General features: G+C 62.0%; 14 protein-coding genes. 10 read left to right on the top strand and 4 right to left on the bottom strand.

What is annotated here, in order from left to right; genetic code table 11:
* Positions 1-9: 9 nt before the first annotated feature.
* The 3 genes from AB4O22_RS03135 to AB4O22_RS03125 form a co-directional block, all read right to left on the bottom strand.
* Positions 10-708, bottom strand: a complete 699-nt coding sequence (locus tag AB4O22_RS03135; protein WP_165826070.1) for a segregation and condensation protein A — start codon at positions 706-708, stop codon at positions 10-12.
* Positions 709-840: 132 nt separating this feature from the next.
* Positions 841-1,470 (bottom strand): L-threonylcarbamoyladenylate synthase, encoded by a 630-nt coding sequence (locus tag AB4O22_RS03130; protein ID WP_003204870.1) that lies wholly within the window; start codon positions 1,468-1,470, stop codon positions 841-843.
* Between the two features lie 13 nt (positions 1,471-1,483).
* Positions 1,484-2,347 carry a PHP domain-containing protein gene (locus tag AB4O22_RS03125; protein WP_003204872.1) on the bottom strand — a complete coding sequence of 288 codons (864 nt, stop codon included), beginning with the start codon at positions 2,345-2,347 and terminating at the stop codon, positions 1,484-1,486.
* An 87-nt stretch (positions 2,348-2,434) separates the two neighbouring features.
* On the opposite strand from AB4O22_RS03125, the gene AB4O22_RS03120 reads away from it, so the two are divergent.
* The 6 genes from AB4O22_RS03120 (at position 2,435) to AB4O22_RS03095 (ending at position 6,631) form a co-directional block, all read left to right on the top strand.
* Positions 2,435-3,031: a septation protein A gene (locus AB4O22_RS03120; protein WP_003204874.1), complete on the top strand. Its 597-nt coding sequence runs from the start codon at positions 2,435-2,437 to the stop codon at positions 3,029-3,031.
* Between the two features lies 1 nt (position 3,032).
* Positions 3,033-3,332, top strand: coding sequence for a YciI family protein (locus tag AB4O22_RS03115; protein WP_460095858.1), 300 nt, complete (start codon positions 3,033-3,035; stop codon positions 3,330-3,332).
* A gap of 107 nt (positions 3,333-3,439) precedes the next feature.
* Positions 3,440-3,850: a translation initiation factor 2 gene (locus AB4O22_RS03110; RefSeq protein WP_028237363.1), complete on the top strand. Its 411-nt coding sequence runs from the start codon at positions 3,440-3,442 to the stop codon at positions 3,848-3,850.
* A gap of 7 nt (positions 3,851-3,857) precedes the next feature.
* Positions 3,858-4,535, top strand: a complete 678-nt coding sequence (locus AB4O22_RS03105; RefSeq protein ID WP_003204879.1) for a response regulator transcription factor — start codon at positions 3,858-3,860, stop codon at positions 4,533-4,535.
* A 252-nt stretch (positions 4,536-4,787) separates the two neighbouring features.
* Positions 4,788-5,225 (top strand): Spy/CpxP family protein refolding chaperone, encoded by a 438-nt coding sequence (locus tag AB4O22_RS03100; RefSeq protein WP_027911855.1) that lies wholly within the window; start codon positions 4,788-4,790, stop codon positions 5,223-5,225.
* Positions 5,226-5,290: 65 nt separating this feature from the next.
* Positions 5,291-6,631: a sensor histidine kinase gene (locus AB4O22_RS03095; protein WP_460095857.1), complete on the top strand. Its 1,341-nt coding sequence runs from the start codon at positions 5,291-5,293 to the stop codon at positions 6,629-6,631.
* 121 nt (positions 6,632-6,752) lie between these two features.
* On the opposite strand, the gene AB4O22_RS03090 is transcribed toward AB4O22_RS03095, so the two are convergent.
* Positions 6,753-8,357: a hypothetical protein gene (locus AB4O22_RS03090; protein WP_460095856.1), complete on the bottom strand. Its 1,605-nt coding sequence runs from the start codon at positions 8,355-8,357 to the stop codon at positions 6,753-6,755.
* A gap of 279 nt (positions 8,358-8,636) precedes the next feature.
* On the opposite strand from AB4O22_RS03090, the gene AB4O22_RS03085 reads away from it, so the two are divergent.
* The 4 genes from AB4O22_RS03085 (at position 8,637) to AB4O22_RS03070 (ending at position 13,561) form a co-directional block, all read left to right on the top strand.
* A complete protein-coding gene (locus AB4O22_RS03085) occupies positions 8,637-10,064 on the top strand; it encodes a di-heme oxidoreductase family protein (RefSeq protein WP_223472686.1) in 1,428 nt (475 codons plus the stop codon).
* Between the two features lie 28 nt (positions 10,065-10,092).
* Complete coding sequence (locus tag AB4O22_RS03080) at positions 10,093-11,157, top strand: imelysin family protein (RefSeq protein WP_003204891.1); 1,065 nt, start codon at positions 10,093-10,095, stop codon at positions 11,155-11,157.
* A gap of 2 nt (positions 11,158-11,159) precedes the next feature.
* Positions 11,160-12,257, top strand: coding sequence for a DUF1513 domain-containing protein (locus tag AB4O22_RS03075; RefSeq protein ID WP_223472687.1), 1,098 nt, complete (start codon positions 11,160-11,162; stop codon positions 12,255-12,257).
* A 155-nt stretch (positions 12,258-12,412) separates the two neighbouring features.
* A complete protein-coding gene (locus AB4O22_RS03070) occupies positions 12,413-13,561 on the top strand; it encodes an efflux RND transporter periplasmic adaptor subunit (protein ID WP_043042805.1) in 1,149 nt (382 codons plus the stop codon).
* The last annotated feature ends 2 nt before the right edge of the window (positions 13,562-13,563 follow it).

Here is a 13,563-nt window from a genome sequence, read left to right as displayed (position 1 = left end):
ATTTGCTCGTTATTCGGCTCGTGCCCGCACGTGGATCGCTGCGAACGGCTCATTCTGCACCAGCTCGACCAAGGATTCCTTGACCAATTCCAGGACCGCCATAAACGTCACAACGACACCCAAGCGCCCCTCCTCGGCGGTGAACAGCTCGACGAACGGCACGAAGCCGCCGCCCTTGAGCCGCTCCAGCACATCGCTCATGCGCTCGCGGGTGGACAGCGCTTCGCGGCTGACCTGGTGACTTTCAAACATATCGCCCCGGCGCAGGACCTCGGCCATGGACATCAGCAACTCTTCCAGGCTCACATCCGGCAGCAACTTGCGCGCCCGCGCCTCGGGGGCATCGAGCTTGGGCACCACCACGTCGCGCCCGACCCGGTTCAATCCATCGAGGCCTTCGGCTGCGACCTTGAAGCGTTCGTACTCCTGCAAGCGGCGGATCAGTTCGGCCCGCGGGTCGTCTTCTTCCGCTTCGACCTCTGCCGAGCGCGGCAGCAGCATCCGCGACTTGATCTCGGCCAGCATGGCCGCCATCACCAGGTACTCGGCCGCCAGTTCCAGGCGCACCGACTGCATCAACTCGACGTAGCCCATGTACTGGCGGGTGATTTCCGCCACCGGGATGTCGAGGATGTTGATGTTCTGTTTGCGGATCAGGTACAGCAGCAGGTCAAGCGGCCCCTCGAAGGCCTCGAGGAACACTTCCAGCGCATCTGGCGGAATGTACAGGTCCAGAGGCATTTCCATGACCGCCTGGCCATAGACCATGGCGAACGGCAGCTCCTGCTGCGCGCCGGCCTGGCTGTCTGTACGGTCCACGGCGGTTTCCACGGCGGACATTCAGGCCTCGACCATGAACGGCGTCGGATCGCCACAACCGACACGCACCACCTGGGGCTCGCCATCGGCCAGGTTGATCACCGTGGACGCCGACATGCCGCCGAAACCGCCGTCGATGATCAGGTCCACCTGATGCTCGAGGATCTGGCGCATTTCATAGGGATCGGTCAACGGCTCGCTCTCGCCGGGCATGATCAGCGTCACGCTCATCAGCGGCTCACCCAGTTCCGCCAGCAGCGCCAGGGCAATGGGATGGCTCGGCACCCGCAGGCCGATGGTGCGTTTTTTCGGGTGCAGCAACAGCCGCGGGACTTCCCGCGTGGCATTGAGAATAAAGGTGTATGGCCCCGGCAAATGCGCCTTGAGCAGGCGGAAGGTGCCGGTGTCGATCTTGGCGAACAGGCCCAACTGCGACAGATCGCTGCAGATGAGCGCGAAGTTGTGCTTGTCGTCCAGTTGACGCAGGCGTCGTACCCGCTCCACGGCATTCTTGTCGCCGATCTGGCAACCGATGGCGTAGGACGAGTCGGTGGGATAGACCACCACGCCACCGCCACGAATGATTTCCACGGCCTGTTTGATCAGGCGCGCTTGCGGGTTTTCCGGATGAATCTGGAAAAATTGACTCACGTGTTCTACCTGTTCAGACGGCGGCGGTAACGGGATCATGTTTGAATCTACACCATAGTGGTGGCAGATCTTCCGGCAACGGGCGGTATTCGCCAATCTCGGACCAGCCCCCAGGGCCATGGAAATCACTGCCGGCGGTGACCAGCAGGCCGAACTCACGGGCCAGTATCGCCAGGCTGCCGACCTGCTCGGCAGGCTGATGGCCGTTGACCACCTCAATGGCATGGCCCCCCGCTTGAATATAGTCGGCGACTAGGCGACGGCGCTTGCTGCGAGTGAAGTCATAATGCCATGGATGTGCCAGGCTGACCCATGCGCCAGCGGCCCGCAGGGTCTCGACGGTTTCTTCCAGCGTCGGCCAGTGCTGCTTGACGTCCCCCAGCTTGCCGGCCCCCAGCCATTTGCGAAACGCTTCGGCCCGGTCCTTGACGAACCCTTCGCGCACCATCCAATCGGCAAAATGTGGGCGGGCCGGTGCGTTGCCGCTGTCGCCCAGTTCCTGCTGGATCTGCCGGGCGCCGTCCAGCGCACCGGGCATGCCCTTGAGGGCCAGCTTGCGGCTGATCTCTTCGGAACGCAGCCAGCGCCCGTCGCGCAGCTGTGCGATGGCCTGGACCAAAGCGGGCGCATTCACATCGAAACCATAGCCCAGCACATGAATGGTCGCCCCGCCCCAGGTACACGACAACTCGACCCCATTGACCAGCTGCATGCCCAGCGCCGTGGCGGCGCTGCGGGCCTCGTCGAGGCCCTCGAGGGTGTCGTGATCGGTCAGGGCCAGGACTCGCACGCCGTGCTCGAACGCCCGCGCCACCAGAACCGCAGGCGCCAGGGCGCCATCGGAGGCCGTGCTATGGCAGTGCAAATCAACATTCACGAGAGTTTGTTACCTCAAATCAGCTGGCCCTATCGCGGCCAAGGATGTTTGTTATTATGCCGCCACATCCTGCTTCTGGCTGCCACTGTGAAACAATTCATCGACTTCATCCCGCTCCTGCTGTTTTTCATCGTCTACAAACTTGATCCCCGGGCCGTCGACTTCGCCGGTCATTCCTTGACTGTAGGCGGTATTTACAGCGCCACCGCAGTGCTGATCATCAGCTCCCTGGTGGTCTACGGCGCACTCTTCGTGTCCCAGCGCAAGCTGGAGAAGAGCCAGTGGCTGACCCTGATCGCCTGCCTCGTGTTCGGCAGCCTGACCCTGGCCTTCCACAGCGAAACCTTCCTCAAGTGGAAGGCCCCGGTGGTCAACTGGCTGTTCGCCCTGGCCTTCATAGGCAGCCACTTCATCGGTGACCGCTTGCTGATCAAGCGCATCATGGGCCATGCCATCAACCTGCCGGAACTGATCTGGACCCGGTTGAACATCGCCTGGATCGCCTTCTTCCTGTTCTGCGGTGCCGCCAACCTGTTCGTTGCGTTCACGTTCCAGGAGTACTGGGTCGACTTCAAGGTCTTCGGTAGCCTGGGCATGACGCTGTTGTTCCTGATTGGCCAGGGTATCTACCTGTCCCGTCATCTGCATGATGCCGACCCCACCACGCCAAAAACCGAGGACTGACATGCTCTACGCAATCATTGCTACCGACGTCGCCAACTCCCTGGAAAAACGCCAGGCCGCTCGTCCCGCGCACCTGGAGCGCCTGCAAAAACTCCAGGACGAAGGCCGCGTAGTGCTGGCCGGCCCGCATCCGGCGGTGGACAGCAATGACCCGGGCGCCGCAGGTTTCAGCGGCAGCCTGATGGTGGTCGAATTCGACTCCCTGGCCGCGGCGAAACAATGGGCCGAGGCCGACCCGTTCGTTGCGGCCGGTGTCTATGCCAATGTCGTGGTCAAGCCATTCAAGCAAGTCATGCCGTAAATGCCCCTGGCGCGATGAGCCTTCACGGCTCATTGCCCCCAGTTGCTCATCTTTCTCATTTGCCTGCCGACAACCTGTCTAATCTCGATTGGAATTCAGGAGTTGCAATGCGCAAAGGTCCGTTGTGCCTGTTATTGGTCACGTTGGCGATCGGGGCTCCCGCCCATGGCGAGGAGAGCACCGAGGGCAGTCATTCGACGCCTTTGTCCCTGAGTGCCGGCGGCCAGATCGCCGAACTGCAGCAACGCTTGAAAGACAGCGAACGCCAGCGCGAAGAACTGAGCAAGCAATTGCAAAGCGCCGACACCGAGCGCGAGAGCGCATTGCTGGGCCGGTTGCGCCAGGAGAACCAACGCCTGAAGCTGCAACTCAAGGAAGCCCAGGCCAGCCCCCTGCCACGCCTGTTGACCGATCAACAGCAATGGTTTGTCATCGGTGCCGGGGTAGCGCTATTGGCCCTGCTGTGCGGTATCTTTGCCAGCGGTGGACGTAGACAACGTCGGCAATGGCTAAATTGAGTGAGTCATGAGCGAGCTGTTACTGATAGACGATGACCAGGAGCTGTGCGAGCTCCTTGTAAGCTGGTTGAGCCAGGAAGGTTTTCAGGTCCGGGCCTGTCACGATGGCCAAAGTGCCCGCAAGGCCCTGGCCGAAACCGCCCCGGCAGCCGTGGTACTGGACGTGATGCTGCCCGACGGCAGTGGCCTGGAACTGCTCAAGCAATTGCGCAGCGATCACCCGGAGCTGCCGGTGCTGATGCTGTCGGCCCGGGGTGAACCGCTGGACCGTATCCTCGGCCTGGAACTGGGCGCCGATGACTACCTGGCCAAGCCCTGCGACCCACGTGAACTGACCGCCCGCCTGCGCGCCGTGCTGCGCCGCAGCCACCCGACGGCCGTGTCCAGCCAGATCGAACTGGGTGACCTGACTTTCAGCCCGGTGCGCGGCGTGGTCAGCATCGATGAACAGGAACAAACCCTCACCGTTTCCGAAAGCCGCCTGCTCGAAGCGTTGCTCAAGCAGCCGGGCGAGCCGCTGGACAAGCAGGAACTGGCGCAGATCGCCCTGGGCCGCAAGCTGACCCTGTACGACCGCAGCCTCGACATGCACGTGAGCAACCTGCGCAAGAAAATCGGCCCCCACCCCGACGGCCGCCCGCGCATCGTGGCGCTGCGTAGCCGTGGTTACTACTACAGCCTCTGAACACTGCGCCGCGGGGCTGTGGGAGCAAAGCTTGCTCGCGATGCAGGCGCCTGGGTTCCCTCGGAGACCGCGTTATCTTCATCGCGGGCAAGCCTAGCTCCCACAGGGCTTTGTGTCCGGCCCTGCAGATTTGTCAGGTCCGCACCAAACCGTCTTTACCCAAGCTTTACCCACCCCTGACCGCCGCTGACCTTGATCTCCGTAATCTGCACTCATCCGGAACTGACCGGGAACGAGACAAGGAGACACACCATGCGCAAGACCCTTATCGCTCTGATGTTCGCTGCTGCCCTGCCGACCGTCGCCATGGCCATGCCTGGAGACGCCGGCCCGATGGGTCCGATGGATGGCCCGCGCCACGGCGGCATGATGCATGACAAAGGTCCCTTCAGCGACCTGGACCTGAGCCGCGAACAGCGCCAGCAGATTCGCCGGATCATGGGCGAACAGCGCCACGAACAACGCGAACTGGTAGACAAGTACCTGGCCAAGCTGTCGCCAGCCGACCAGAAAGCCATGCAGGACGAAATGGAGGCCCGGCATCAGAAGGTCGATGCCCAGATCCGCGGGCTGTTGAAGCCTGAGCAGCAGAAAGAGTTCGACGCGATCCAGAAGAAACAGGCCGAGCGTCGCGCCGAGTGGGCTGAGTTCAAGGCCTGGAAAGCGCAACAGCCGCAAAAAGCGCAATAATGCATTGACGCCCCCAGCCCAACGGCAAATCGCCGTTGGGCTTTCTTTGTTTTCGAGGATTTACCGTGCGTTCATTGTTCTGGCGCATCCTGGCCAGTTTCTGGCTGGCCATCGCCCTGGTTGCAGGGCTTTCGATCCTGATGGGCCACATGCTCAATCAGGACGCCTGGATCCTCAGCCGCCACCCGGGTCTCAATACCCTGCCCGAAGAGTGGACGCAAACCTACGAAAGTCAGGGCGAGGACGCCGCCCAGGACATCCTGCAACAGCGCAAGCGCCAGTATCACATCGACGTCCAGGTGTTCAACGAAAGCGGCGACCCGGTGGTGCGCGGCACCTTCCCCCATCGCGCCGCGGCCTTCGAAGCTCGGCAGAACAACAACGAGCGACGCCTGCCCTGGCGGCGACTGACCGACGAATTCACCAGCGCCAAAACCAGTGACACGTATCTGTTCATCTACCGCATTCCCCATCCCGAACTGGACGCCTGGCACCGCGACAGCCTGCTCTGGCCCCTCAGTGCGCTGGGGATCGCGCTGGTGGTGCTGACGTTGTTCAGCCTGTTGGTGACGCTTTCCATCACCCGTCCGCTGAGTCGCCTGCGTGGTGCGGTGCATGACCTGGGCCAGGCCGCCTATCAGCAGAACAGCCTCGCCAAGCTGGCCAACCGGCGGGATGAGTTCGGCGTACTGGCCACTGACTTCAACCGCATGGGCGCGCGCCTGCAAAGCTTGATCACCAGCCAGCGACAACTGCTGCGCGACGTGTCCCACGAACTGCGCTCGCCCCTGGCCCGGCTGCGCATTGCCTTGGCATTGGCTGAACGGGCCAGCCCCGAGGAACGTGAAAGGCTCTGGCCACGCCTGACCCGCGAATGCGATCGCCTGGAAGCGCTGATCAGTGAAATCCTGGTGCTGGCCCGGGTCGATGCCGACAACGCCAGCGCCGAAGAGGTGGAACTCAACGGCTTGCTGGTCACCCTGCAAAAAGATGCGCAACTGGCCTCACCGGAACAAACCGTGCAACTCGAAACCGAGGCGGACCTGACCCTCAAGGGCTGGCCGACCATGATCGAGCGAGCGGTGGACAACCTGCTGCGCAACGCCCAGCGCTTCAATCCGGCCGGGCAACCCATCGAGATGCGCGCGGCGCACCAGGGCGACCGGATCCTGATCAGCGTGCGCGACCACGGGCCAGGCGTGGAGGCCGAACACCTGGGGCAATTGGGCGAGCCGTTCTACCGCGCGCCCGGCCAGACCGCCGCCGGCCATGGCCTGGGCCTGGCCATCGCACGCCGCGCCGCCGAACGCCATGGCGGCACGCTGGTGCTGGGCAATCATCCTGGCGGCGGGTTCATCGCAACGCTGGAGCTGCCGTTGGTGCCGGGGGCTGTCGTCCAACCTTAACCCCCCCGTGGCAAGGGAGCTTGCTTGCTCCCGCTCGGCTGCGCAGCAGCAGCAAACTGGCTGGCAGGGTTTACCTGTTGCACAGCGTTGCCAGTCTCGTCGCATCAATGCCAAGGAAAGGTCATACCTCTTTGATCATCCATCCCCTTGCATAGTCGCTATCCTGGGACAGTAACTCTCGGAGTCCTGTCTTGGGGTTGATTGTATAAACAGTCCTTTCACCAGGACCTTGGTCCGAAGTCCATGCACGCGAGTCACCCAAACCTGGGTCGCCGTCATGGATGGTTCGAAGTGCTCCCCAAGTCACCAGGTCAGGGATGCCCCCTCCGGCGGTCCACGCAGCCCCCGAGCAATTCCAATATGTCTGCCAATCATTGTCTTTGCCTAAGTCAAACAGCAGCCAAACCTTGGAAGTAATGACTCGGTAAGACACGCGTGCACCCATTTGATCTCCAACGGTTATCGTAGCGGTCCCTGAGCGCTTCGATACAACCCGCGGTTCTGATGATGAAAAAAGCTCTGCCACCTCTGGGTCGCTGGAAGTATAGATATAGGGAGGCACACCTCCCGACGGTATCCGCTCTACGAACGCCCCTACTGGCGGACGATCAGGAAACTTATCGGCTCTAAACATTAACTGGTCGAGAATGGCGTCGCTGGTATCGATGCTTAGGGGTTCAGGCATCACGGTCAGGGTGCGTACGTTCGAATATATGTTCGTAGGGTGGTAGAGCGACTTTGCATACAGGCGGCGAGCACCGACCGGGACGGTAATTTCTTTGGTCCATAGGCCAGTTGTCGCATCGGCAAGCGCTTTGCCCTTAGGGACGGCACTGGCTCCGCTGCCGTCGTAGACCTCGATTTCCTTGCCATTACTTGCCTGACCCGACAGCGCCAAGGTGGTGCTGGTTGTTTCGCCTCTGTCAGGAATCTCCTGGCCGGTGGAATCCTTGACATTGGTAAGAGTAGGAGCAATCAGCACGCGGTCCAAATGGATATCCAAGTACTTGATCGACGACTGGTTGGAGTTGCCCAACTGGTCAGTCACCGTGAACTGGAGCGCTGTATTGGGGTTGTCCCCTGCCTGTCTGAATGTGTCGGTAAACAGCGTATGCGTCACCGGTCTGGAGGCATCAAATCCGTCAACTGGAACGGTCACATCGCCCACTAAAAACCTGATGCTGTCGTAATCTCGCGGATTGGAATAGGTAAAACCAAACGCCACACCCTGCGCCGCCCGCTCGGCGCTGACCCCATCACGGAGCACATCCGACGGGATCACCAGATCCAGGCCTTGGGGCGCCGGCTCACCCGGTGCCCGTAAGTGATAAAGCACGTGCAGGTCCCTGGATGATTCACCGTTTTGACTGGGACGGGTTACCTTGTAATGCAACCGGTTGATGCCATGCAACAACCGCCCATGGGGCACATACAACTCCATGCGCAGCTGTTCTTCTCCGGGCCCTACATCTTTGCCAGACACCGGAAAGGGATCGTCATTGACGTATAAATCAGCTCGATCATCCACAGCCATTGTCCAGGAAACTCGCTGGAGTTCGCTCCACGGGTCGATCAGACATCTCAGTCCTCTGGGCTGATCGTCGTAAAGGCTCTTGGGGATACCGCCATCCGCAATGCCGGCCGGTTTAACTGGCGTCACCCACCCCATGATGATCACGGGAATCAGATCGAATAGTTCGTTCAAGGCAGGGGATTGAATGTCCATGACGGTTCCTGACAAACGGAGGGCGCGCGGCTTTTCGGCATGGAGCCATGAGACTTCAGGTAGGGGACGCTGGCTACTGTCAGGATTGACAGGTCAGAGCCGATCGCCGACGAACGGTTAGGGAGAGAATGACTGGACGCTGGAGCCAAGCCTTAGAAAAGCGCCCTGGTAATCTGGATAAAGTGCTGCTCAAAAACCAAACGATAATCCCTCTTATTCAAACCGCCTCGCCCTGTTAGACTTTGCGCCCTCGTTTTCACTCATCTCCCAGGACACCCGATGCCGTCGTTGCCTCTTCGTTTATGTGCGCTGTTCATGGCCCTGGGCCTGGGCGCCTGCGATGATGCCCCGCGTTTTACCCAGGCCGAACCGGGTGAAGCCCGTTCCGGTGGTGCCGCGACGGTACGCAAGACGGATCAGAACGCCTTTTCCCTGCCCTCGGCCAACCTGTCGCCCTCGCGGCGTGTGGATTTCAGCGTCGGCAACAGTTTCTTCCGCAGCCCCTGGGTGATTGCCCCCTCGACCACCACTGCCCGCGACGGCCTCGGGCCCTTGTTCAACACCAACGCCTGCCAGAACTGCCACATCAAGGACGGTCGCGGCCACCCGCCAACGCCGGACGCGACCAGCGCGGTATCGATGCTGGTGCGCCTGTCGATCCCCGACGCGCCGCCTTACGCCAAGGTCATCGAGCAACTCGGGGTGGTACCGGAACCGGTTTACGGTGGGCAATTGCAGGACATGTCCGTGCCCGGCGTCGCTCCGGAAGGCAAGGTGCGGGTCGATTACACGCCGGTTCCGCTACGCTTCCAGGACGGCACCATCGTGGAACTGCGCAAGCCGGACCTGCAGATCACCCAACTGGCCTATGGACCGATGCACCCGGACACGCGTTTTTCCGCCCGCGTCGCCCCGCCGATGATCGGCCTGGGGCTGCTCGAGGCCATCCCCGACGAAGCCATCCTGGCGAACGCCGAAGCCCAGGCCCGGGAGAAAAACGGCATCGCCGGGCGTCCCAACCAGGTTTGGGACGATGCCCAGCAAAAAACCGTCCTGGGACGGTTCGGCTGGAAGGCCGGACAGCCCAACCTCAACCAGCAGAACGTCCACGCGTTCTCCGGCGACATGGGCCTGACCACAAGCCTGCGGCCCTTCGACGATTGCACCCAGACCCAGGTCGACTGCAAGCGCGCGCCCAGCGGAAATGGCCCCGATGGCGAACCGGAAGTCAGCGACAACATCCTGCGACTGGTGCTGTTCTATAGCCGCAACCTCGCCGTACCGGCCCGGCGCGAGGTGAATTCGCCCCAGGTGTTGGCGGGCAAGAATCTGTTTTTCCAGGCCGGTTGCCAGTCTTGCCACACACCGAAATACACCACCGCCGCCAACGCTGCCGAACCGGAGTTGGCGAACCAGGTCATCCGCCCCTACACCGACCTGCTGTTGCACGACATGGGCGAAGGCCTGGCGGACAACCGCAGCGAATTCAAGGCCAGCGGCCGTGACTGGCGAACCCCGCCGCTGTGGGGCATCGGCCTGACCGAAACCGTCAACGGCCACACCCAGTTCCTGCATGACGGTCGGGCCCGCAACCTGCTCGAAGCCGTGCTGTGGCATGGCGGCGAAGCACAAGCAGCGCAGCGCCAGGTTTTAGCGTTCAATGCCGAGCAGCGCGCTGCGTTGCTAGCCTTCCTGAATTCCCTTTAAACGCCTTTTCCAGAAGTGGGAGCACGACATGTTCCGTCCCAAGCTGTTGTTCACCAGCCTCGCCGCCATCGCCCTCGGTGCCTGTTCGCCCCAGGACCCGCAAGCGGTCACCTCGGCCGCCATCGCCAAGCAAGTGATCCTGCCGACCTACAGCCGCTGGGTCGATGCCGACCGGCAACTGGCAACCAGCGCCCTGGCGTTCTGCCAAGGCAAGGAAAACCTGGAAACCGCCCGCGCCGATTTCCTCAAGGCGCAAAAAGCCTGGGCCGAACTGCAACCGCTGCTGATCGGTCCGCTGGCCGAGGGCAACCGCGCCTGGCAGGTGCAGTTCTGGCCGGACAAGAAAAACCTGGTGGGCCGTCAGGTCGAGCAATTGGTCAACAGCGAGCCACAGATCGACGCCGCCGGCCTGGCCAAGTCCAGCGTCGTGGTCCAGGGCCTCTCGGCCTATGAATACCTGCTGTTCGACGCCAAGATCGACATGGCCGACAGCGCGCAAAAAGCCAAGTATTGCCCGCTGCTCACCGCCATTGGTGAACGCCAGAAACAACTGGCCGAAGAGATCCTGTCGCGCTGGAACACCAACGACGGCATGCTCGCCCAGATGAGCAAATTCCCCAACCAGCGCTACGCTGATTCCCACGAGGCCATCGCCGACCTGCTGCGGGTCCAGGTCACCGCCCTGGATACGCTGAAGAAAAAACTCGGCACTCCGATGGGCCGCCAGAGCAAAGGCGTGCCACAGCCGTTCCAGGCCGATGCCTGGCGCAGCCAGTCGTCGTTGCAAGGCCTGGAGGCCAGCCTGAGTGCGGCCAGGACCGTCTGGGCAGGCGTGGACAACAAGGGCCTGCGCGGGCTGTTGCCAAGCGACCAGAAGCCCCTGGCCGACAAGATCGATGCCGCCTACGATGCCTCGTTGAAACTGTTCGCCAGCAGCCAGCGCTCGTTGACCGAAATGCTCAACGACGATGCCGGGCGCCAGCAACTCAACGATTTGTATGACAGCCTCAACGTCGTCCATCGCCTGCACGAAGGCGAACTGGCCAAGGCGCTGGGCATTCAACTGGGCTTCAATGCCAACGACGGTGACTGATCATGTTTCGACGTCAGGTTCTGGCACTGGGCAGCTTGCTGCTCGGCGCCGTCACCCTGGGCGGCTGGACGCTGTTCAAGCAAAAGGACAAGCACCCACTCTTGCTTTCGGCACGGGACGATGGCGACGGCAAGCACTACGCCGTCGGCTATCGACTGGACGGCACCCGGGTGTTCGCCACCCAGGTCGCCCAGCGTTGCCATGACATCATCAATCATCCGACGCAGCCGATTGCGCTGTTCGTCGCCCGTCGTCCAGGTACCGAAAGCTACCTGATCGACCTGCGCGACGGGACGCTGCTGCAAACCATCACTTCGTTGCCGAACCGGCATTTCTACGGCCATGCGGTGATCCACAAAAGCGGCGAATGGCTGTATGCCACCGAGAACGACACCACCGACCCGGGACGCGGCCTGTTGGGCGTGTACCGTTTCGAAGGCGAGCGACTGGTGCACAGCGGTGAGATGTCCACCCATGGCATCGGGCCGCACCAGGTGTCATGGATGCCTGATGGCGAAACGCTGGTGGTGGCCAATGGCGGCATTCGCACCGAGGCCGAAAGCCGGGTCGAAATGAACCTCGACGCCATGGAGCCAAGCCTGGTGCTGATGCAACGCGATGGCACCCTGCTGAGCAAGGAAACCCTCGCCCAGTCGATGAACAGCGTGCGCCACCTGGGCATCGCCAGCGACGGCACCATCGTCTCCGGCCAGCAGTTCATGGGCGCTGCCCAGGAGTCCTCGGAACTTCTGGCGATCAAGCGGCCGGGCCAGCCATTCCAGGCGTTCCCGGTGCCCGAAGAGCAATTGCAGGCCATGGGGCACTACACCGCCAGCGTCGCCGTGCACAGCGACCTGCGCCTGGTGGCCCTGACCGCTCCTCGTGGCAACCGCTTCTTCATCTGGGACCTGGACAGTGGCGAAGTACGCCTGGATGCGCCGCTGGCGGACTGTGCCGGCGTGGGCGCGGTGGCCGACGGGTTTGTCGTGACGTCGGGCCAAGGGCGTTGCCGCTATTACGATTGCCGGCAGACACAACTGGTTGCAAAACCACTGGATCTGCCGGCAGGGCTCTGGGACAACCATTTGCATCTGGCCTGAGCCAGGGAGCGAAGCACCTCGGTGCCGAGCTCCCTGATTTTTCGGAAAAATCCCACGCATCACCGGCCCGCCAACATCTGGAATAGCCCGCACACTCAGAGTAATGTGCCCGCCTATCTGTATTTTCTCTCAGCTCTTTTCCAAGGAAGTGGAACATGCTGCGTCGCCGCATGCTGATCATGTTGGGTGTTGTCCTGCTGGTGGTGCTGTTGCTCGCCGGCTACAAGGCCTTCTCCGTCTACCAGCAGATCCAGATGTTTTCTGCACCCAAACCGCCGGTCAGCGTGGCCGTGGCCACGGCAGCCCAGCAACCCTGGCAAGCTCGCCTGCCCACCGTTGGCAGCCTCAAGGCGCTGCAAGGCGTGGACCTGAGCCTGGAAATCGCCGGGACCGTGCAGAAGGTGCAATTCCAGTCAGGGCAGAAGGTCAAGGCCGGCCAGCCGCTCCTGCAACTGGACAGTGAAGTCGAAAGCGCCCTGCTGGAAACCGCCGAGGCCGACCTTGGCCTGGCGCAACTGGATTTCGGGCGCGGCCGACAACTGGTGGGCAGCCAGGCGATCTCCAAGGGTGAATTCGACCGGCTCTCGGCGCAATTGAAGAAGAACCAGGCCACGGTCAACCAGCTCAAGGCTTCGCTGGCCAAAAAACAGATTCTGGCGCCATTCAGCGGCACCATCGGCATTCGCCAGGTGGACGTTGGCGATTACCTGGCCAGCGGCACGGTGATCGCCACCCTGCAGGACCTCAGCAGCCTTTACGTAGACTTCTACGTCCCCGAGCAAACCGTGCCCAGGCTCGCCGTTACCCAGTCGGTCAACGTCAGTGTCTCGGCCTATCCCGGGCAAAACTTCGTCGCCACCATCAGCGCGATCAACCCCAAGGTCGAGGACAGCACCCGCAACGTGCTGGTGCGTGCCACCTTGGCCAACCCCGACGGCAAGCTGCTGCCCGGCATGTTCGCCAACCTGCAGGTAATCCTGCCGGAAGTGGCCGCCGGAATCGTCGTGCCGGAAAGCGCCGTGACCTACACCCTCTACGGCAACTCCATGTACGTGGTGAGCCAAAAGAAAACCGCCGACGGCAATGTCGAGAAAGACGACAAGGGCCAGCCGCTCCTGATCGCTGAACGGCGTTCCGTAGAAACCGGCGAGCGACGCGACGGGCAAGTGCTGGTTACCAAAGGCGTGCAGCGCGGCGAGCAAGTCGTGATCGCCGGCCAGCTCAAACTCGACAACGGCACGCCGATCGCCATCAGCGACGACAAGACCCTGACCGAACAGAACAGCCCACCGCGCGTGGACTGATC

The organism is Pseudomonas sp. S3_B11, assembly GCF_054667715.1.
Note: the sequence above shows the minus strand (reverse complement) of the source record. Positions and strands in the feature narration are given on the sequence as shown.